The 21,448-nt window shown below is 59.7% G+C and carries 17 protein-coding genes; 10 read left to right on the top strand and 7 right to left on the bottom strand.

The features are described from left to right. Nucleotides 1–135: 135 nt before the first annotated feature. Nucleotides 136–2,931 (bottom strand): DNA gyrase subunit A, encoded by a 2,796-nt coding sequence (gyrA, locus tag AC13QE_RS20040; RefSeq protein ID WP_488484962.1) that lies wholly within the window; start codon nt 2,929–2,931, stop codon nt 136–138. A 224-nt stretch (nt 2,932–3,155) separates the two neighbouring features. Here gyrA and AC13QE_RS20035 point away from each other — a divergent pair, with 224 nt between their 5' ends. Beyond that, entirely contained in the window at nt 3,156–3,788 is a 633-nt protein-coding gene (locus tag AC13QE_RS20035) for a MarC family protein (protein WP_041677886.1), read from the top strand. Between the two features lie 50 nt (nt 3,789–3,838). Here the strand turns inward: AC13QE_RS20035 and AC13QE_RS20030 are convergent, their stop codons facing one another. Further along, entirely contained in the window at nt 3,839–4,393 is a 555-nt protein-coding gene (locus tag AC13QE_RS20030; protein WP_488484961.1) for a single-stranded DNA-binding protein, read from the bottom strand. A 273-nt stretch (nt 4,394–4,666) separates the two neighbouring features. On the opposite strand from AC13QE_RS20030, the gene uvrA reads away from it, so the two are divergent. Both uvrA and AC13QE_RS20020 read left to right on the top strand, forming a co-directional pair. Continuing rightward, nucleotides 4,667–7,588 carry an excinuclease ABC subunit UvrA gene (gene uvrA / locus AC13QE_RS20025; RefSeq protein ID WP_112610291.1) on the top strand — a complete coding sequence of 974 codons (2,922 nt, stop codon included), beginning with the start codon at nt 4,667–4,669 and terminating at the stop codon, nt 7,586–7,588. Nucleotides 7,589–7,621: 33 nt separating this feature from the next. Further along, nucleotides 7,622–8,428, top strand: coding sequence for a DUF72 domain-containing protein (locus AC13QE_RS20020; protein ID WP_488484960.1), 807 nt, complete (start codon nt 7,622–7,624; stop codon nt 8,426–8,428). A gap of 3 nt (nt 8,429–8,431) precedes the next feature. Here AC13QE_RS20020 and AC13QE_RS20015 read toward each other — a convergent pair whose 3' ends face one another. Continuing rightward, nucleotides 8,432–9,907: an NAD(P)H-hydrate dehydratase gene (locus tag AC13QE_RS20015; protein ID WP_488484959.1), complete on the bottom strand. Its 1,476-nt coding sequence runs from the start codon at nt 9,905–9,907 to the stop codon at nt 8,432–8,434. On the opposite strand from AC13QE_RS20015, the gene AC13QE_RS20010 reads away from it, so the two are divergent. The 4 genes from AC13QE_RS20010 (at nt 9,906) to hspQ (ending at nt 12,605) form a co-directional block, all read left to right on the top strand. Continuing rightward, nucleotides 9,906–10,037, top strand: coding sequence for a hypothetical protein (locus tag AC13QE_RS20010; protein ID WP_488484958.1), 132 nt, complete (start codon nt 9,906–9,908; stop codon nt 10,035–10,037). The genes AC13QE_RS20015 and AC13QE_RS20010 overlap by 2 nt on opposite strands. A gap of 218 nt (nt 10,038–10,255) precedes the next feature. After that, nucleotides 10,256–10,594 carry a P-II family nitrogen regulator gene (locus tag AC13QE_RS20005; RefSeq protein WP_015339877.1) on the top strand — a complete coding sequence of 113 codons (339 nt, stop codon included), beginning with the start codon at nt 10,256–10,258 and terminating at the stop codon, nt 10,592–10,594. Between the two features lie 62 nt (nt 10,595–10,656). Beyond that, nucleotides 10,657–12,066: a type I glutamate--ammonia ligase gene (gene glnA / locus AC13QE_RS20000; RefSeq protein ID WP_132716564.1), complete on the top strand. Its 1,410-nt coding sequence runs from the start codon at nt 10,657–10,659 to the stop codon at nt 12,064–12,066. 209 nt (nt 12,067–12,275) lie between these two features. Continuing rightward, complete coding sequence (hspQ, locus tag AC13QE_RS19995) at nt 12,276–12,605, top strand: heat shock protein HspQ (protein WP_015339875.1); 330 nt, start codon at nt 12,276–12,278, stop codon at nt 12,603–12,605. 152 nt (nt 12,606–12,757) lie between these two features. Here the strand turns inward: hspQ and AC13QE_RS19990 are convergent, their stop codons facing one another. Then, nucleotides 12,758–13,417 carry an invasion associated locus B family protein gene (locus tag AC13QE_RS19990; RefSeq protein WP_047633354.1) on the bottom strand — a complete coding sequence of 220 codons (660 nt, stop codon included), beginning with the start codon at nt 13,415–13,417 and terminating at the stop codon, nt 12,758–12,760. A gap of 264 nt (nt 13,418–13,681) precedes the next feature. On the opposite strand from AC13QE_RS19990, the gene AC13QE_RS19985 reads away from it, so the two are divergent. Together AC13QE_RS19985 and AC13QE_RS19980 are read left to right on the top strand one after the other, a co-directional pair. Further along, the gene (locus AC13QE_RS19985) at nt 13,682–15,493 is read left to right on the top strand and encodes an extracellular solute-binding protein (protein ID WP_488484957.1); all 1,812 of its coding nucleotides are present in this window, start codon (nt 13,682–13,684) and stop codon (nt 15,491–15,493) included. 93 nt (nt 15,494–15,586) lie between these two features. Beyond that, nucleotides 15,587–16,258, top strand: a complete 672-nt coding sequence (locus tag AC13QE_RS19980) for a DsbA family oxidoreductase (RefSeq protein WP_488484956.1) — start codon at nt 15,587–15,589, stop codon at nt 16,256–16,258. Nucleotides 16,259–16,338: 80 nt separating this feature from the next. Here AC13QE_RS19980 and AC13QE_RS19975 read toward each other — a convergent pair whose 3' ends face one another. Continuing rightward, nucleotides 16,339–16,926: a TetR/AcrR family transcriptional regulator gene (locus tag AC13QE_RS19975; RefSeq protein WP_488484955.1), complete on the bottom strand. Its 588-nt coding sequence runs from the start codon at nt 16,924–16,926 to the stop codon at nt 16,339–16,341. Between the two features lie 163 nt (nt 16,927–17,089). Here AC13QE_RS19975 and AC13QE_RS19970 point away from each other — a divergent pair, with 163 nt between their 5' ends. After that, a complete protein-coding gene (locus AC13QE_RS19970; protein WP_488484954.1) occupies nt 17,090–17,512 on the top strand; it encodes a RidA family protein in 423 nt (140 codons plus the stop codon). A gap of 99 nt (nt 17,513–17,611) precedes the next feature. Here the strand turns inward: AC13QE_RS19970 and mfd are convergent, their stop codons facing one another. Together mfd and AC13QE_RS19960 are read right to left on the bottom strand one after the other, a co-directional pair. Beyond that, nucleotides 17,612–21,112: a transcription-repair coupling factor gene (gene mfd, locus AC13QE_RS19965; protein WP_488484953.1), complete on the bottom strand. Its 3,501-nt coding sequence runs from the start codon at nt 21,110–21,112 to the stop codon at nt 17,612–17,614. Beyond that, complete coding sequence (locus AC13QE_RS19960) at nt 21,109–21,423, bottom strand: FAD assembly factor SdhE (RefSeq protein ID WP_168806214.1); 315 nt, start codon at nt 21,421–21,423, stop codon at nt 21,109–21,111. Before AC13QE_RS19960 ends, mfd begins: the two co-directional genes overlap by 4 nt. Between the last annotated feature and the right edge of the window lie 25 nt (nt 21,424–21,448).

Here is a 21,448-nt window from a genome sequence, read left to right as displayed (position 1 = left end):
CGGCCGCCAGATCCTGTGCGCTCTGCTCCAAATGACAATCGCCTGAGCTTGTTGCCAAGCTCAGGCGATCGAAAACCTTCAGCGTGCAGATAGGCCAGCCCAGCCCCACTGCTCTCCAAGCGGGCACAGCGAAGACTATTCTTCGCTGCCACCCTCGTTGCCGGCATCTCCGGCATCACCGCCAACAGCATCGTCTTCGGCTGCCGAAGCATCATCCTCGTCGCCTTCCGGCTCGCTGATACGCTCGACGGATACGACTTTCTCGTCCTTTGCAGTAGAGAAGATGGTGACGCCCTTAGTGGCGCGGCTGGCGACGCGGATGCCGCCGACTGGCACACGGATCAGCTGACCGCCATCCGAGACGAGCATGATCTGATCGCCATCCTCGACCGGGAAGGCGGCCACGAGTTCGCCGATCTCGCCCGTCTTCGACGTGTCGGTGGCGCGGATACCCTTGCCGCCGCGGCCGGAGATGCGGAAATCGTAAGAGGACGACCGCTTGCCGAAGCCCTTTTCCGAAACCGTCAGGATGAACTGCTCGAGCGCCTTGAGTTCTTCGTAGCGCTCGTCGCCGAGCTGTCCCTCTTCGGTGACTTCTTCACCGACCAGTGCAATCTCCTCGTCGTCACCCGTCGCGGAGCGGCGCTCGCTGACGGAGCGCTTGAGATAGGCTGCGCGCTCCCACGGCTCGGCATCCACATGCCGGACGATCGTCATCGAAATGATGCGATCCCCTGGTGCAAGCGTGATACCGCGAACGCCGATCGAATTGCGGCCGGCAAAGACACGCACATCCGATACGGAGAAGCGGATGCACTGGCCGAGCGCCGTCGTCATCAGCACGTCGTCATGTTCGGTGCAGGTCTCGACGGAGAGGATTTCATCGCCCTCCTCCTCCAGCTTCATGGCGATCTTGCCGTTGCGGTTCACCTGCACGAAATCCGACAGCTTGTTGCGGCGCACGGTTCCGCGCGTCGTCGTGAACATGACGTCGAGATTGTCCCAGGTGCTCTCGTCTTCCGGCAACGGCATGATCGTGGTGATGCGTTCGCCGGGCTCCAGCGGCAGCATGTTGATCAGTGCCTTGCCGCGCGATGTCGGAGTGCCGATCGGGAGACGCCAGACCTTTTCCTTGTAGACGATACCGCGAGACGAGAAGAACAGGACCGGCGTATGTGTATTGAGAACGAATAGCCGGGTAACGAAATCCTCATCACGGGTGGTCATTCCCGAGCGGCCCTTGCCGCCGCGGCGCTGCGCACGGTAGGTGGTCAGCGGCACGCGCTTGATGTAGCCGAGATGAGAAACGGTGACGACCATATCCTCGCGGGCGATGAGATCCTCATCGTCCATCTCGAGACCGCCATCGACGATCTCGGTGCGGCGCGGCGTTCCGAACTCGTCGCGAACCGCGGCAAGCTCTTCTTTTACAATGGTTTGGATGCGGGCACGTGACGAGAGAATATCAAGATAGTCCTTGATTTCCGCACCGATCTGATTGAGCTCTTCATCGATTTCGTCACGGCCGAGAGCGGTCAGGCGTGCCAGACGCAGTTCGAGAATGGCGCGCGCCTGCTCTTCGGAGAGGTTGTAGGTGCCGTCTTCGTTGATGCGATGGCGGGGGTCGTCGATTAGCCGGATAAGAGATTCGACGTCCGCCGCATTCCAGCGGCGCGTCATCAGCTCTTCTCGGGCCGATTGCGGATCCGGCGCCTGGCGAATGACGCGGATGACTTCATCGATATTGGCGACGGCAATCGCCAGACCGACCAAGACGTGAGCGCGATCGCGCGCCTTGCGCAGCAGATACTTCGTGCGGCGGCTGATGACTTCCTCGCGGAAAGCCACGAAAGCGCGCAGCATGTCCATCAGGTTCATCAGCTCGGGCTTGCCGCCGTTCAGCGCCACCATATTGCAGCCGAAGGAGGTCTGCAGCGGCGTATAGCGGTAAAGCTGGTTCAGGATGACGTCGGCATTGGCGTCGCGCTTCAGCTCTACGACGACGCGATAGCCCTGGCGGTCGGACTCATCGCGCAGGTCCGAGATGCCCTCGATGCGCTTCTCGCGCACCAGTTCGGCCATCTTTTCGATCATCGACGCCTTGTTCACCTGATAGGGAACCTCGGTGATGATGATCTGCTCGCGATCGCCGCGCATCGGCTCGATGGTCGCGACACCGCGCATGACGACGGAGCCGCGGCCCGTCTCATAAGCGGAACGGATGCCGGCGCGGCCGAGGATCTTCGCGCCGGTCGGGAAATCCGGACCGGGGATGATCTCCATCATCTCAGGCAGCTCGATCGCCGGATTGTCGATCAGCGCAATACAGCCGTTGATGACTTCGGAGAGGTTGTGCGGCGGAATGTTCGTCGCCATACCGACGGCGATGCCGCCGGAGCCGTTGACGAGCAGGTTCGGGAAGCGTGCCGGCAGAACCTTGGGTTCTTCCGTCGTCGCGTCATAGTTTTCCTGGAAATCGACCGTTTCCTTGTCGATATCCTCAAGAAGCTCGTGGGCGACCTTCGTCAGGCGGGATTCCGTGTAGCGCATCGCCGCCGGCGGATCGCCGTCAATCGAACCGAAATTGCCCTGCCCGTCGATAAGCGGCACACGCATCGACCAATCCTGCGCCATGCGGACCAAGGCGTCATAGATCGAAGCGTCGCCGTGTGGGTGATAGCTACCCATGACGTCGGCGACGGGACGGGCCGACTTCACATATTTGCGGTTCCAGTGATAGCCGCTCTGATGCGCCGCATAGAGAATGCGCCGATGAACGGGCTTCAAACCATCGCGAACGTCGGGAAGCGCGCGGCTGACGATAACGCTCATGGCGTAATCGAGATACGACCGCTGCATTTCCTCGATGATGGAAATCGGCTCGATGCCTGGCGGGAGCTTCCCGCCGCCGGGTGGTGTTTGCTCAGTCAAAACAGATCACGATCTCTTTTAGAATCACTGCGAAATTTATAGCCGAAAGGCCTGGCGAGCGCCAATTTTGGCCGGTGTTTTTGAACAGGTTTTGCCCCTTTAAGCCATGGAATCGAACATTTCCATGGCGAAACTGATCAACACCAGCGCATGACCCTTTGCGAAAGCCCGTTCCTCGCATAACAATGCTCGCTAACAGCGATAAAACAAGCTTCGGGGACTATATGGCGAGCGCGGATACGCTGATCAATGCCTTCACGACGCTGCTCGTCACTGTCGATCCGCCGGGGCTCGCGCCGCTTTTCATCGGACTTACGGCAGGCATGAATCGTTCGGAGCGCAAGCAGGTGGCGCTGCGCGGCTCGCTGATCGCCTTCTTCATCCTGGCGGCCTTCGCTTTGTTCGGCGCGAGCGTGCTTGGTGTGCTTGGCATCTCCATCGGTGCGTTCCGCATTGCCGGCGGCTTGCTGCTGTTCTGGATCGCCTTCGAAATGGTGTTCGAGCGGCGGCAGGACCGGAAAGAGAAGACGACGGAAGTCGCCATTACCAAGGATCACATCCGCAATATTGCGGTCTTTCCCCTCGCCCTGCCCCTGATCGCCGGTCCCGGCGCCATCTCGGCCACCATTCTGTTGGCCGGCTCGCTGCAGACGACACTCGACCGCGCGCAGCTGATCGGCGTCATCGCCATCAATCTGGCCCTGGTCTTTGCAGCCCTTGCCATTTCAGACCGGCTCGATCGAATGCTCGGCGCTACCGGCCGCGCCATTCTCACCCGGCTGCTCGGGGTTATTCTTGCCGCGCTTGCCGCGCAGTTCGTCGTGGATGGGGCAAAGGCAGCGCTCACGCTTTCATGAAAAAGCCCGCAAACGAGCGGGCTTTTAAAGATCAAGCAGCTGCGCCTATCTCAGAACGGGATGTCATCATCCAGATCGCGCGAGAAGTTGCCGCCGCCGCCCTGGCTGCTGCCACCACGGTTGCCACCGCCGCCGCCACGGGAGGAGCCTTGCGATGGGGACTGGCCGTAGTCGTCGCCACCGTAGTCGCCGCCAAAATCACCGCCGCCGCGGCCACCACGACTTCCACCTTCGATGGAACCGCCGCCCTCGCCGCGGCCATCGAGCATGGTCAGGGTCGAATTGAAGCCCTGCAGCACGACTTCGGTCGAGTAGCGGTCCTGACCGTTCTGATCCTGCCATTTGCGCGTTTGCAGCGCGCCCTCGATGTAAACCTTGGCACCCTTCTTCAGATATTGCTCAGCCACCTTGCAGAGGCCTTCATTGAAGATGACGACGCGGTGCCATTCGGTCTTTTCCTTGCGCTCGCCGGAATTGCGGTCGCGCCAGGTTTCCGACGTGGCAATATTGAGGTTGGCGATCGGGCGGCCGTCCTGCGTGCGGCGGATTTCCGGGTCCGCCCCGAGATTTCCAACCAGAATTACCTTGTTCACACTACCGGCCATGATACCACCCTGCTTGCCGCCCATCGACGGCTTTGAAATTCTATGGGGAGCACCTTAACCCATAGCAGGCGTCAGGTGCTATTTATGCGGCCTCCTCGGTTCCGTTCATCCACAAAGAAATCGCCGCGATAATTTTGTTCTTTATTTGTTCTAATTTATCCCTATGATGATGTCAACGGAATCGAAAACCCGGCTCCATCCCTTCATTTCAGCCTCGACTCGCGGGCTGACATCACTAAATAAAGGCAGACTCCAAAGGACCTGCATACGACGATGAGCGAACTGAAGACTATTTCGATACGTGGTGCGCGCGAGCACAATCTCAAGGGCATCGATCTTGATCTGCCACGCAACAAGCTGATCGTCATGACCGGCCTTTCCGGCTCCGGCAAGTCGTCGCTCGCCTTCGACACCATCTATGCCGAGGGCCAGCGCCGCTATGTCGAAAGCCTTTCGGCCTATGCGCGGCAGTTCCTCGAAATGATGCAGAAGCCTGATGTCGACCAGATCGACGGCCTCTCGCCGGCGATTTCGATCGAGCAGAAGACGACCTCGCGCAATCCGCGCTCGACGGTCGGCACGGTCACGGAAATCTACGACTATATGCGTCTGCTGTTTGCCCGCGTCGGCGTTCCCTATTCGCCAGTCACGGGCCTGCCGATCGAGAGCCAAACCGTCAGCCAGATGGTCGACCGCGTGCTCGCCTATGAGGAAGGCACGAGGCTCTATATTCTCGCGCCGCTCGTGCGCGGGCGTAAGGGCGAATACAAGAAGGAACTGGCGGAGCTCATGAAAAAGGGCTTCCAGCGCGTCAAGGTCGATGGCCAGTTCTACGAGATCGCCGATGTGCCGGCGCTCGACAAGAAATACAAGCACGACATCGACGTGGTCGTCGACCGTATCGTCGTGCGTCCGGACATGGCGGCGCGTCTCGCCGACAGCTTCGAGACATCGCTGCGTCTTGCCGACGGGCTCGCGGTCGCGGAATTTGCCGACAAGCCGCTGCCGCCGGAGGAGACTGCTGCCGGCGGTTCCGCCAATAAGTCGCTGAACGAGACGCATGAGCGCGTGCTCTTCTCGGAGAAGTTCGCCTGTCCGGTTTCCGGCTTCACCATTCCGGAAATCGAACCACGCCTGTTCTCCTTCAACAATCCCTTCGGCGCCTGCCCGTCCTGCGACGGCCTGGGCTCGCAGCAGAAGATCGATCCGGAACTGATCGTGCCGGAGCCGGAACGTACGCTACGCGATGGCGCGATCGCTCCCTGGGCCAAGTCGACCTCGCCTTATTACAACCAGACGCTGGAAGCGCTCGGCAAGCATTACGGCTTCAAGCTCGGCAATCGCTGGAACGAGCTGTCCGACAAGGCCAAGGACGTGATCCTGAACGGCACGGAAGACAAGATCGAATTCCACTATGCCGATGGGGCGCGTTCCTACACCACGCATAAGAATTTCGAAGGCATCGTGCCGAACCTCGAGCGCCGCTGGAAGGAAACGGATTCCGCCTGGGCACGCGAGGAGATCGAACGCTTCATGTCGGCCGCCCCCTGCCCGGCCTGCAACGGCTATCGCCTGAAGCCGGAGGCTCTGGCGGTCAAGATCGACAAGCTGCACATCAGCCAGGTGGCGGAGATGTCGATCCGCGTTGCTCGCGACTGGTTCGATGCGCTGCCGGGCACGTTCACCGACAAGCAGAACGAAATCGCGGTGCGCATCCTCAAGGAGATCCGCGATCGCCTCCGCTTCCTCAATGATGTCGGCCTCGAATATTTGAGCCTGTCGCGTAATTCCGGCACGCTGTCCGGCGGCGAAAGCCAGCGCATCCGGCTCGCGTCACAGATCGGGTCGGGCCTGACCGGCGTTCTCTATGTCCTTGACGAGCCCTCGATCGGCCTGCATCAGCGCGACAATGCACGCCTTCTGGAGACGCTGAAGCATCTGCGGGATATCGGCAACACCGTCATCGTCGTCGAGCACGACGAGGACGCGATCCTCACAGCCGACGATGTTGTCGATATCGGCCCCGCGGCCGGCGTGCATGGCGGCCAGGTGGTGGCGCATGGCACGCCGCAGGAGATCATGGCGAACCCGAAGTCACTGACCGGTAAATATCTTTCCGGCGAGCTCGGCGTGCCGGTTCCGGACGAGCGACGCAAGCCTAAGAAGGGCAAGGAAATCAAGGTCGTCGGCGCAAGGGGCAACAATCTCAAGAACGTCACGGCGTCCATTCCGCTCGGTGTCTTCACTGCAGTGACTGGCGTGTCCGGCGGCGGCAAGTCTACTTTCCTGATCGAGACGCTGTATAAATCGGCGGCGCGGCGTGTCATGGGCGCCCGTGAAATCCCCGCCGATCATGACCGCATCGACGGTTTCGAGCATATCGACAAGGTGATCGACATCGACCAGTCACCGATCGGCCGCACGCCGCGCTCGAACCCGGCGACCTATACCGGCGCCTTCACACCGATCCGCGACTGGTTCGCTGGCTTACCGGAAGCCAAGGCACGCGGCTATCAGCCGGGCCGCTTCTCCTTCAACGTCAAGGGCGGTCGCTGCGAGGCGTGCCAGGGCGATGGCGTCATCAAGATCGAGATGCACTTCCTACCCGACGTCTACGTCACCTGCGACGTCTGCCACGGCAAGCGTTACAATCGCGAGACGCTCGATGTCACATTCAAGACCAAGTCGATCGCCGACGTGCTCGACATGACGGTCGAGGAGGGCGTCGATTTCTTTGCGGCCGTTCCCGCCGTGCGAGACAAGCTGCAGAGCCTGAAGGATGTCGGCCTCGGCTATATCAAGGTGGGACAGCAGGCAAATACGCTATCGGGTGGCGAGGCACAGCGCGTCAAGCTAGCCAAGGAATTGTCGAAGCGATCGACGGGCCGCACGCTCTACATTCTCGACGAACCCACAACCGGATTGCACTTCCACGATGTCGCCAAGCTTCTGGAAATGCTGCACGAACTGGTCAATCAGGGCAATTCCGTCGTGGTCATCGAGCACAATCTCGAAGTCATCAAGACTGCCGACTGGATCCTCGATTTCGGTCCTGAAGGCGGTGATGGCGGCGGCGAGATCGTGGCTGTCGGCACGCCGGAGGCGATCGTGAAGGAGAAACGCTCCTATACGGGGCAATTCCTGAAAGAGTTGCTGGAGCGGCGGCCGGTGAAGAAGGTTGCGGCGGCGGAGTGAGATTGACCCGGCCGAATGGCCAAGGAGGAGAGAATGACTAAAGCGGGAGAAATCCGCACAGGTATCGGCGGATGGACCTTCGAACCGTGGCGCGGGACTTTCTATCCCGACACGCTGAAGCAGAAGGACGAGCTGAACTACGCCAGCCGCCAGCTTAGGGTGATCGAGGTCAACGGCACCTATTACAGCACGCAGAAGCCTGAAGTGTTTGCCAAATGGGCCGCCGATGTCCCCGACGGCTTTATTTTCTCCCTGAAGGCGACCCGTTTCGTCACCAACCGCCGTGTCCTCTCCGAATCCGGCGAATCCATGCAGAAGTTTCTGGAATCCGGCATCAGCGAGCTCGGCGATCACCTCGGCCCGCTGCTGTGGCAGTTCGCACCGACGAAGAAATTCGATCCGGATGATTTCGAGGCTTTCCTGAAGCTGCTGCCGGCCAAGCAGGATGGGCTTGCTCTCAGGCATGTGGTCGAAGTCAGGCACGATTCCTTCAAAGTGCCGGAATTCATTGCACTGCTTGAGAAGTATAATGTGGCGCCAGTCTGTGCCGAGCATTTCGAATATCCGATGATCGCCGACGTGACAGCGGACTTCGTATATGCCCGACTGCAGAAAGGCTCGGATGACATCAAGACCTGCTATCCGCCGAAGGACCTGAAAGCCTGGGCGGATCGCCTGAAAACCTGGGCCACGGGCAAGGTGCCGGATGACCTGCCGCTGATCGATGCTAAGCGCAAAATCAAAGCCGAGCCGCGTGATGTCTTTGCCTTCATGATCCATGAGGGCAAGGTGAACGCCCCTCCGGGCGCAATCGCATTGCAGCGAGAAGTGGCAAAATAGCTTCTATAGCGGCTTGATGACCGCTACGAGATCTTCAGCCGTCAGTCCTTTTCCGGCATGCTGGCCTGCCAGACCATGCAGCCAGACGCCGGCCGCGGCGGCTTCGAATGCAGGCGCTCCCCGCGCTATGAGGCCGCCGACAATGCCGGCAAGCACATCGCCCGAACCCGCGGTCGCCAGCCAGGGCGGCGCGTTCGCATTTATCAAGGCCCTGCCATCGGGGGCGGCGATCACGCTATCGGCGCCCTTATAGATGATCGCGGCATGGGCTTTCTCTGCTGCTGCCCTCGCCTTGTCGATCTTGCTCAATGTCTCGTCGGCGGCAATATCGGGAAAGAGGCGGCCAAACTCCCCCTCATGCGGCGTCAGCACCAATCGGGTCGGCCCTTCGGCAAAAGCATCGAACAATCGCTGCGGCTCGTCGCGAAACGAGGTGATGCCGTCTGCGTCCAATACCAGATGGCGATCCGCAAGTGCGAGGCAGAATTGCCGTGCCTTCTCGCCGGCGCCGAAGCCCGGCCCGAGAATAAAGGTCGAAAGACGCTGATCGGTAAGCCATTTCCGTAAAGCAGCTTCGTCGTCGACTGCACGCAGCATGATTGAGGTCAACAAACTGGCGTTAACCCCCAGAGCCTCCGAGGGCGATGCGATAGTGACGAGCCCTGCCCCAGCCCTCAGGCCCGCCATTGCCGACATGCGCGCGGCACCTGTCGCGTTCGGCCCGCCCGAGAAAACGACGAGATGACCTCGCTTGTATTTGTGCGTCTCGACGCCTGCCGAGGGTATGGCCGCCTGCCACTGTGCCGGCTTGTTTTCGGCGAGCGAGTGGTCGGCATTGGCGCGGACGATACGGTCGGGAATGCCGATGTCGAAAACCTCAAGCTCGCCGCAAAGGTCACGACCGGGAAGGAGAAGATGTCCCGGCTTGCGCGTCATGAAGGTCACCGTTCGCACAGCGCGGAAGGCAGCGCCGAGAATCTGGCCGCTGCGCCCATCGAGGCCTGAGGGCAGGTCAACGGCAATCACCGGAATGCCGGTCTCATTGACCCGTGCAATAATGGCCGCCACATCATCCGAAACGGGACGGGAGAGTCCAGCGCCAAAGATTGCGTCGATCACCACATCTCCAGTCATCGGGACGTAACCACTGACTGCGGCGCCATCGATGGAACACTCGGCGAAAGCGCGGGCGGCATCCCCCTTGAGCCGCTGCGGATCGCCCAGATGAAAGAGCTGTACGTCGGCTCCGGCCTGTTGCAGTGCCAGCGCCGCCACGTACCCGTCCCCGCCATTATTGCCAGGCCCGCAAAGGACGACATAACGCAGCGCTCCGGGAAAGTGCCGAAGTGCCGCGGCAGCAACCGCCTGCCCTGCCTTCTCCATAAGCCCATAAGAGCTAATGCCAGATGCGGCCGCAGCGCGGTCAACGCGAGACATGGCGTCAGGGGTGAGAAGCAGATCGGCGAGCGGCAACATCATGGCGGATATTATAGATGCGAAATCTGCCTCAAAAACAACCGCTATTGCGGGGGCCATCTTGGTTTATAAATATGCATTTGCACAACAATTAGCCGATAACATTCAAGGCCTTGCTGAAGCACAAACATGACGGGCACGGCACTTTTTTGCGAAATTTTGCTTATCCAACGCATTTCGACGCGAAATCGCTTCCATTTTCCCGAAAAATCCTCATCAATTCATCGTCTCGGTGCGAAATCGCCGGGAATTTTTACGGCGGCTTGTTTTCAATTGGCATGATAAGTGCATCACGTTGGCCGAGCGGGAAATAGGCCTGCTGTAACAGGAGAAGCGGAGAGACATTTTCTCATGAAAAAGATCGAAGCGATCATTAAGCCCTTCAAACTCGACGAAGTGAAGGAAGCCCTTCAGGAAGTCGGCCTGCAGGGCATCACCGTCACGGAAGCGAAGGGCTTCGGTCGTCAGAAGGGCCACACGGAGCTTTACCGTGGCGCCGAATACGTCGTCGACTTCCTGCCGAAGGTGAAGGTCGAAGTTGTATTGGCGGACGAAAATGCGGAGGCGGTGATCGAGGCCATCCGCAAGGCCGCGCAAACAGGGCGCATCGGCGACGGAAAGATTTTCGTTTCCAACGTGGAAGAAGTCATCCGAATTCGTACCGGCGAAACGGGCATCGACGCCATCTAATCCGCCCGGCCCTTCGGGCCGCGGCTCGTTCAATCGTCATCTATGTCAAGGGAAGTAATTTCATGACGACTGCAAGCGAAATTTTGAAGCAAATCAAGGACAACGACGTCAAGTTCGTCGACCTGCGCTTCACCGATCCGAAGGGCAAGCTGCAGCATCTCACCATGGATGTGGTCTGTGTCGACGAAGATATGTTCGCCGATGGTGTCATGTTCGACGGCTCCTCGATTGCGGGCTGGAAGGCCATCAACGAATCCGACATGGTGCTGATGCCCGATCCGGATACGGTCCACATGGATCCATTCTTCGCGCAGTCGACGATGGTCATTCTCTGCGACATCCTCGACCCGATCTCTGGCGAATCCTATAACCGCGATCCGCGCGGCACTGCCAAGAAAGCCGAAGCCTATCTCAAGGCCTCGGGTATCGGCGACACCGCCTTCTTCGGCCCGGAAGCCGAATTCTTCGTCTTCGATGACGTCAAGTACAAGGCCGATCCCTACAATACCGGTTTCAAGCTCGATTCGAGCGAACTGCCGTCCAACGACGACACCGATTATGAAACCGGCAATCTCGGCCACCGTCCGCGCGTCAAGGGCGGTTACTTCCCGGTCCCGCCGATCGACAGCTGCCAGGACATGCGTTCGGAGATGCTGACGGTTCTGACCGAAATGGGCGTTACCGTCGAAAAGCATCACCATGAAGTCGCAGCCGCCCAGCACGAACTCGGCATCAAGTTCGACACGCTGGTACGCAGCGCCGACGGCATGCAGATCTACAAGTATGTCGTCCACCAGGTCGCCAATGCTTATGGTAAGACGGCAACCTTCATGCCGAAGCCGATCTTCGGCGACAACGGTTCGGGCATGCACGTTCACCAGTCGGTCTGGAAGGGTGGTAAGCCGACGTTTGCCGGCGACGAATATGCAGGCCTTTCCGAAACCTGCCTCTATTACATCGGCGGCATCATCAAGCATGCCAAGGCGATCAATGCCTTCACCAACCCGTCGACGAACTCCTACAAGCGTCTCGTTCCGGGTTACGAAGCTCCGGTTCTGCTCGCCTATTCGGCTCGCAACCGTTCGGCTTCCTGCCGTATCCCGTTCGGCTCGAACCCGAAGGCAAAGCGCGTCGAAGTTCGCTTCCCTGACCCGACGGCCAATCCCTATCTCGGTTTCGCCGCCATGCTGATGGCCGGCCTCGACGGCATCAAGAACAAGATCCATCCCGGCAAGGCCATGGACAAGGATCTCTACGACCTGCCGCCGAAGGAACTGAAGAAGATCCCGACGGTCTCCGGCTCGCTACGTGAAGCTCTGGAAAGCCTGGACAAGGACCGCAAGTTCCTGACCGCCGGTGGCGTTTTCGACGATGATCAGATCGATGCCTTCATCGAACTGAAGATGCAGGAAGTCATGCGCTTCGAAATGACCCCGCATCCGGTCGAATACGACATGTACTATTCGGTCTAATAAAAAATTGCGAAAGCCCCGGCCTTGCCGGGGCTTTCCTCATTATGAGGAAGCCGGTGGCGGGCGTCCCTCCAAATATCGTCTTCACATTGAGCTGCTGCTCGGAGCAGACCCGAGCCGAATGTGACAGTTCAATGAAGGAATGGGGGCAAAATCCTTGATATCAGTGGTGAAAGTCACCACATGATTGCTTGAAAGGAAGTCGTGCCATGAAACAACGAAACGCAAAATTCAATATTGGCGACGTGGTTCGACACCGGATGTTCCCCTTCCGCGGTGTCATCTTCGATGTCGATCCGGAATTCGCAAATACAGAGGAATGGTGGAATTCCATTCCCGCGGAAGTGCGTCCCGATAAGGACCAGCCCTTCTATCACCTTCTCGCCGAAAACGACGAGACGGAATATGTCGCATACGTATCGGAACAGAACCTCATCAACGATGAGAGCGGGCTTCCCTTGCGCAATCCGCAAGTCGCTCAGATCTTCGACCAAGCCCCGACCGGGCAGCTCAAGCCCAAGATGAGCTTCGCCCATTAAGCGCGGGTAAAATATATCCTATTCCAAAGGGAAGGCGCTCCCAACGCCTTCCCTTTTTATTTGGCTTCCGAGCATCGCATGCCGTCCTCTGCGCAAAGAAAAAGCCCGGATCGCTCCGGGCTTTTTCTCATGAAAGGAGACCTGTCGTCAGCTTACTGCTGCTTGGCGGCCTTCTGCGCGTCTTCGAGCTTCTTGCGAGCTTCCTCGGCCTTTTTCTGCATGCTGTCCTGCAGGCTCTTCTGGCTTTCGGCAAGCTTGCTATCGGAGATCGCCGGGCCGTCAAAAGCTGCGCCGAAGCCGGTCAGCGAGATCTTGATCGGGTTCGGAGCGCGACGGAAATTCACAGACGTGAAGGTGACGTCGGTGCCCTTCTTCAGCGAAGCAATCATCGCGTCCGTCACGGGGACTTCCGCGGTGCACTTGTCCGGAAGGCAGACGGCGTAATCGAGCTTCTGACCCTTGCCGCCATCGACCTGCATGGTGATGCCCGGCGGAATGAGGCGGGCCGTCGGAACGGAGATCTGCAGGATCTTGCGGTTTACCTTGCCGTCGACGGAGATGAGGCCAACAGCCGTAACGAGCTGGCCGTTGTTTGCCATGATCAGGTTCTGCACGATGCAGATGTCGGCATCGTCCTGTTTGGTGCAGGTCTTGTACCAGCCCAGACGCGGCTGGTTGGGATCACCACCGCCATCGGCCGGAGCTGCGTTGGACGCATCCTGCGCGAAAGCGGCAGCCGGCATGGCCGCGCCAATCATGAGAGCCAGAGCAGAAAGACCTGCCCGCATTTTGTTGTCAGTCTTGAACATCATAGCGAAACCGCCTCCTGAAATCCGCTGCGGGACGACAGCGCGCCGTCCCATGCAATTCGGGTCAAACCGTCGTCCACCTGTCGAATGAATAAGGCAAATACATGACCCGAGAAACCCGGCACCCCTGTTACATCGCACTGGCACGGATATCCAGCTTTTCTTTGGTCTTTTCTGCCAAGTCCTAAGATTTCCGCAGTCGCGTGTTGAATTCGGCACGCTCATGATAATGTTCGGCCGAATCATACCCTTCCCGGAAAGGATGCCATGCAAGCGCTCCGGATCGCTGCCTTCCTGTTCTTCGCAACCTTGTGCAATGCCGCGGCAGCTCAGCCGCTTTACGGCATCGCCATGCATGGAGATCCGGCGCTGCCGGCGGACTTCAAGCATTTCCCTTACGTTAATCCGGATGTCAAAAAGGGCGGCCGCGTCAGCTATGGCGTCGTCGGCACTTTCGACAATCTCAACCCCTTCATTCTGAAGAGCATGCGCACGACGGCGCGGGGCATGTGGGACCCGGAATACGGCAATCTCGTTTATGAACCGCTGATGGTGCGCTCTCGCGACGAGCCTTTTACGTTGTATGGGCTTCTGGCGCAGACGGTCGAATGGGACGAGAGCCGAAGCTATATTCAGTTCAACCTCAATCCCGACGCCAAATGGTCGGACGGGCAGCCCGTAACGCCGGAAGATGTGATCTTCACGTTCCAGCTTCTTCGCGACAAAGGCCGCGTCCCGTTTTCATCGTGGCTTGAGACCATCGCCAGCATGGAGAAGGTTGGTGAGCACAGCGTGATGATCCGCTTCAACGAGAAAGCCAATCGCGAAACGCCGCTCATCATCGCCTCTTCGCTGCCGGTTCTGCCGAAGCATGCGATCGACACGGATAGCTTCGATCAGACCTCCCTGCGCATTCCGATCGGTTCCGCCCCCTACAGGATCAAGAGCATCGACCCCGGCCAGCGCATCGTCTTCGAGCGCCGTTCTGACTACTGGGGCAAGAACCTCCCGTCGAAGGTCGGCATCGACAATTATGATGAAATCACCGTCAATTACTTCCTGCAGGACACGACGCTGTTCGAAGCTTTCAAGAAAGGCGATGTCGATATTTACCCCGACGGCAGTCCAGGCCATTGGCAGCAGGCTTACAATTTTCCTGCGGTGACTTCCGGCGCCATCATCAAGGAGACCTTTAGGCCAAAAATACCAAGCGGGATGCTCGGTTTCGTCTTCAATACGCGGCGGCCGATGTTTGCCGACAAGAATGTGCGCAAGGGACTGACCCTCGCCTTCGACTTCGAATGGCTAAACCGAAATCTCTATTCGGGCGCCTATAAGCGCACGGAGAGCTATTGGCAAAATTCAGATCTTTCGTCGTTCGGCATTCCCGCGGATCCGCACGAGCTCGCCATGCTGGGACCGATCAAGGACCGCATCGATCCGGACGTGCTCGATGGCACCTACAAGCTGCCCGTCAGCGACGGTTCCGGGCGTGACCGCAAGATCCTGCGCGAGGCGGTAGCCCTGCTCAAGGAGGGTGGCTATGCAATCCGCGGCGAGAAGATGGTCGATAAGAACGGCCGACAGCTCAGCTTCGAAATATTGACCCAAAATGCAGATCAGGAACGCATGGCGATCCCCTATCGCCGGTCTCTGGAATTGCTCGGCATTGCCGTAACGATTCGCACGGTCGATGATTCGCAATATCAGCTCCGGACGATCAACTACGACTACGACATGATCATCAAGTCCTACCCTTCGTCGCTATCGCCGGGCATCGAGCAAGTGGGGCGCTGGAGCTCCTCTGCCGCCAAGACCGAAGGCAGCCTTAATTTCGTCGGCGTCGCAGACCCCGATGTCGATACGCTGATATCACATTTTTTGATGGCGCGTTCGGCCGAGGATTTCCGCGACGCCGTGCGTTCTTTCGATCGGATGCTGATTTCTGGATATTATCTAGTGCCGCTCTACCATATCGACCAGCAATGGGCGGCGCGGCGCAGCCGTGTCAATCATCCCGGCGTTCTGCCGCTTTACGGGTACTATCTACCTGCGTGGTGGGACGCTTCCGCGCAGTAATCTCGGCCGGTTCCCTTTCGGTAACCGGTTGAAGCCATCGGCACAAAGGCCTAGATGGAGGAGAACAGCCCGAAAAACCGAAAGGATGAAACCATGGAACGCATCACGATCGACATCGTCTCGGATGTCGTCTGCCCATGGTGCTATCTCGGCAAGGCCCGCCTGGAGCTCGCCATTGCCGAGGTGCAGGACGAAGTAGGCGTCGACCTCAACTGGCGACCCTATCGGCTCAATCCCGACTATCCGCCCGAAGGCGTCGACCAGAAAAAGGCGCTGGAGCAAAAGCTCGGCGGCGCGGAGCGTGTCGCCGAGGGGCACAAGATGCTAACCGAGCTCGGCCGCGAAGTGGGAATCAAGTTCGATTTTGACGCCATCAAGATCGGCCCGAACACGCTCGATGCCCATCGCCTCATCCACTGGTCCGTCACCGAAAGCCGCGAAAAGCAGGACAAGGTGGTCGATGCGCTCTTCAAGGCCAATTTCGAAGAGGGCCTCAATGTCGGCGATCATGCCGTACTGCTCGATATTGCCGAAAAGGCCGGCCTCGACCGCTCCGTCATAGCAACCCTGCTTGCCTCCGACGCCGACCGCGATCTCATCATCGGCGAGATCGACGCCGCCCAGAAGATCGGCGTCAACGGCGTTCCCTTCTTCATCTTCGACCAGCAGTATGCCGTCAGCGGCGCGCAGACGCCGGATGTGCTCGCCGAGGCCTTGCGCGACATCGCCAAGATGAAAGCGGAAGCACGGGCGGGGATGAATTAAGCGGGATTCCGCTTTTTCGATCATAGCTGCAAGAGCTTCCGCGATCTGCGATTCGCGGAAGTAGCCGCGTCATACCGGCATTAGGTCTTTGCCAGTAATCCCGAAGCCATCGCCCGGAAGGCCTCTATCGCCTTGGGCAGCACTTCCGCCGGATTATCGCTGGCAGCAACCCAGAGCGCAGCATTCAGCGCTGCGCCGGAAATGAGCCGGGCTGCAGCCTCGGGATCGACCGGCTTGACTACCTCTTGTTTCAGAAGCTTTGAAACCGTCTGCCGGGTGCCGGCGAGACAGCTGTTTTGGCTGGGCCATTTCGAGGGGTCGCCCAGAACGGCCGGACCGTCGAGCAAGACGATGCGCTGGACCTCCGGATCGAGAGCCATTTTGATATAGGCCTCCCCCTCGGCAAGCAGACCTTGCCAGTCCCCATCCGCCTGTGCGCCGATCTCCTTCGCCCGTAGCGCCAGTTCGTTGTCGATCTGATCGACGACGGCGGCGAGCAATCCGCGCTTGTCGCCGAAATTATGATAGAGGGCGCCTCTAGTCAGGCCGACATCCGCCGTCAACTCATCCATTGAGGCCGCCGCAAATCCTTTCTCCGCGAAGGCTTTCCGCGCGGCGGCAATCAGCTTGCTCCGATTTTCTTCCATGGTTTCCAGGCGCTTTGCCATATCACTCTCAAATTTCACATACGTTTCGTATTTGAAATATTGACATACGTCGCGCATATGCATATTTCACATACACACCGTATATCAAACGAAGCGGCAGTTTGGAAGTCTCGCGTGAGCTTGCGTCCTTCCGATCTTTTCACATCAACGAAAGCCAGACATTATGACGACACGTACCGCAATCTTCCCGAAGAACAGGCATGCGCTTTACGAGGAGCACGGCTATTCCGCCGCAATCCGCTCCGGCGATCTGCTGTTCGTCTCCGGCCAGGTCGGCAGCCGCGCGGATGGAAGCCCTGAGCCGGATTTCGAAAAGCAGGTCCAGCTCGCCTTCGACAATCTGCAGGCAACTTTGGAAGCGGCAGGCTGCACCTTCGATGACATCATCGATGTCACCACGTTCCACACAGATCCCGAGCGGCAGTTCGGCGCTATCATGACCGTCAAGAACCGGATCTTCACCGAAAAACCCTACCCGAACTGGACGGCGATCGGCGTCAATTGGCTGGCGGGCTTCGATTTCGAAATCAAGGTCATCGCGCGCATTCCGGATGTTGCGGAGATGCGCGAGCCGCAGGCGGCTTGAGGAAATATCCGATCTCGGCCTGCCGCCGAAAATAGGTTGCGGCGGGCCGGATACCGGGTTCTTCATCAGGCGCAAAGCCGCTGGCTGAGCGCCCACCTTCTATCTTGCCAGCTCCGCCAGCTGCGTCATGACCACAGCCGCCCCCTGCAGCCGCTTTTCCGGCGTCGGCAGGTCTCGCGTCAGGAACACGCTCTGGTCGGGGCGGATCTTGGCCATCGTGCCCTGCTTGGCGATATAGCCGACGAGGTTGGCAGGGTTCGGGAATTCCTTGTTGCGGAACTGTACGACGACACCCTTCGGGCCAGCATCCAGCTTCTCGACGTTGGCGATGCGGCAGAGCGACTTGATATAGACGATCTTGAGGAGATGCTGCACCTCAATCGGCAAGGGACCGAAGCGATCGATCATCTCGGCTCCGAAGCTGTCAATCTCCTTCAGCTCGGTGATCTCGCCGAGGCGGCGGTAGAGCGCCATGCGCAGATGCAGATCGGGCACGTAATCGTCGGGGATCATGACCGGCGTGCCGACGGAGATCTGCGGCGACCAGCCGGTATCCTGGATCTCGTCGACGCCCTTGACCTCGGCGACGGCCTCTTCGAGCATCTGCTGGTAGAGCTCGAAGCCAACTTCCTTGATATGGCCTGACTGTTCTTCGCCCAGCAGATTGCCGGCGCCGCGGATATCGAGATCGTGGCTCGCCAGCTGGAAGCCGGCGCCGAGCGTATCCAGCGACTGCAGCACCTTGAGCCGGCGCTCCGCCGTCGTGGTCAGCACCTTGTTGACGGGCAGCGTGAAGAGCGCAAAGGCGCGCACCTTGGAGCGGCCGACGCGGCCACGGAGCTGGTAGAGCTGAGCAAGGCCGAACATGTCGGCGCGGTGAACGATGAGCGTATTGGCCGTCGGCACATCGAGGCCGGATTCAACGATGGTCGTCGACAGCAGCACGTCATAACGCCCCTCGTAGAAGGCATTCATGATGTCTTCCAGCTCACCGGCGGGCATCTGGCCATGGGCGACCGCCACCTTCAGCTCCGGCACATCCGATTGAAGGAAGGCATGGATATCGGCGAGATCGGCGAGGCGCGGACAGACATAGAAGCTCTGGCCGCCACGATAATGCTCACGCATCAGCGTTTCGCGGATGACCAGCGAATCGAAGGGCGAGATGAAGGTGCGCACCGCCATGCGGTCGACCGGCGGCGTGGTGATGAGCGACAGTTCACGCACACCAGTCATCGCGAGCTGCAAGGTGCGTGGGATCGGCGTCGCCGACAGCGTCAGCACATGCACGTCGCTCTTCAGTTCCTTCAGGCGCTCCTTGTGCTTGACGCCGAAGTGCTGCTCCTCGTCGATGACAAGCAGGCCGAGATTGGCGAACTGGATGCCGGCGCCGAGCAGCGCGTGGGTGCCGACAACGATATCGGTCTTGCCTTCGGCGACTTCCTTCTTGGTCAGCGCCAGTTCCTTGGAACCGACCAGACGAGATGCCTGCTGTATGCGGATCGGCAACCCACGGAAGCGCTCGGAGAAGGTCTTGAAATGCTGGCGCGAAAGCAGCGTCGTCGGCACGACGACGGCGACCTGCACGCCATTCATGGCAGCGACGAAGGCTGCGCGCAGCGCCACTTCCGTCTTGCCGAAGCCGACATCGCCGCACACGAGGCGATCCATCGGCCGGCCGGCGCCGAGATCCTCGCGCACCGCCTCAATGGCGTTCATCTGGTCGTCGGTCTCGTCATACGGGAAGCGCGCGGCAAATTCGTCATACAATCCGTCCGGCGTGCTGAGTACAGGCGCATGCCGCGTCAGGCGTTCGGCCGCGACGCGGATCAAGGCGCCGGCCATATCGAGCAGGCGCTTCTTGAGCTTGGCCTTGCGCATCTGCCAGGCGCCGCCGCCGAGCTTATCCAGCTGCGCCTCGGTGCCCTCGCCGCCATAGCGCGAGAGCAGATCGATGTTTTCGACCGGCAGGAACAGCTTGGCATCGTCGGCATATTGCAGCTCGAGGCAGGCGTGCGGTGCGCCGGCTGCCTCGATGGTCCTGAGGCCGACGAAACGGCCGATACCGTGCTCGGCATGAACGACGATCGAGCCTTCATCGAGGCCTGCTACTTCCGAGATGAAATCGGCGGCGCGCTTGCGCCGCTTGGAACGGCGCACCATCCGGTCGCCGAGAATATCCTGCTCGCCGATAACGATCAGATCGCCCGCTTCGAAACCGGCTTCGAGGCTCAGCACGGCGGCAGCAGCCTCGCCCTTCGCCAGGCCGCCAAGGTCCTTGAAGGCCTCGATCGTCTTGACGCGCGCCAGCCCATGTTCGGATAGCACCTGCAGGAGGCGATCGAGCGAGCCTTCCGTCCAGGCCGAAATCAGCACCTTACCGCCCGAAGCCCGCTTGTCGGCGATATGCTTGACGACTGCATCGAAGACGTTGACGCGCTCGCTATCGGTTGTGTCGGTCGCTGCCCGCGCCCAGCGCGGCCCCTGGCGGGCATCAAGCTCGATGACGCGACGCGCCTCGCCCTCATGCTCGTTGAAGGGCGAAATACGGATAGCGCCGAAGGCGTCAAGCGCATTGCCGAATGCCTTGCCATCGAGATAGAGCTGGCCGGGCGTTACTGGCTTATAGGGCGTGCCCTGTGCCATCTGCCCCTTGGCCTGCTGGCCGGATTGAAGGCGGGCGTCGTAATAGTCGAAGACGAGCTTGGAGCGCTCCTCTGCCGCTTCGCGCACGGTGTGATCCGTGACCAAGCGAAAGCCTTTAAGGTAATCGAAAACCGTCTCGAGCTTCTCGTAGAAGAGCGGCAGCCAATGTTCCATGCCGGCGTATCGCCGACCTTCGGACACGGCGAGATAGAGAGCGTCATCGCGCGTGGCGGCGCCGAAGGCGGAGAGATAGTTCTTGCGGAAGCGGCTGATCGTATCCGGCGTCAACGTCACTTCGCTCATCGGATTGAGATCGAGCGAGCGTACCTGCCCAGTCGTGCGCTGGCTGGCCGGATCGAAGCTGCGGATGCTCTCCAGAGTATCGCCGAAGAAGTCCAGACGCACCGGCTCTTCCGTGCCCGGAACGAAGACGTCGAGAATGCCGCCGCGCACGGCATATTCGCCGACCTCGCGCACGGTCGCCACGCGCTCGAAGCCGTTGCGCTCGAGGCGAGCCGCGATATCGTCCATCCGGACCTGGTTCCCGGGACGTGCCGAGAACGCCAGGCTTTCGATGATATCCTGCGGGGCGACCTTCTGCAGCATGGCGTTGACGGTCACCAGCACAATGGCTGCATGCGGCTTGCGATGATGCGCGATCAGGCCGGACAGAGCCGCAAGGCGCCGGGCCGAGGTGTCAGAGCTTGGGGAAACACGGTCATAGGGAAGACAATCCCAGGCCGGCAGGGTGAGTACCGGAATTTCAGGCGCGATGAAGCCGAGCATCTGTTCGACATCGGCCATGTGCTGGCCGTCGGACATGACATAGGCAACCGGCTGGCCGGCCTTTGCCATTTCGGCAATCAGGAACGGCTCCAGACCGGCCGGAACATGACCGATCGTCATCGGCTCGCTTGCGGCGAGCAGCTTCTTCGCGTCGAAACCGGGGATCATTTCGTTAATCCGAACCTTTCGGCGATCTCTTCAAAATCGGGCTTATAGGAGGCCAGGCGCTCAAAGAGCGGCGTCTGCAGATGCTGCGGCGTTGGCTCACTACCGAGGATCCATTTAAGAAGATCGTTGTCCTCTTCGGCCATGATGCGCTCCAGCTCATCAAGATCGGCTTCAGGGAGGCCCGGCAGTTCATTATCGGCAAACTGGCCGAAGACGAGATCCATCTCACGGATGCCGCGATGCCAGCAACGGAAAAGGATGCGCCGGCGGCGAGGATCGAGATCGGCACTGCTGAGGGTCAGCCCAGTCATCAAAAATACCTTTATGTTGATGCGT

The organism is Martinezella sp. CNPSo 3957 (genome assembly GCF_057784395.1).
The sequence above is the reverse complement of the archived record's forward strand: the minus strand, read 5'-3'. Positions and strand labels throughout refer to the sequence as shown.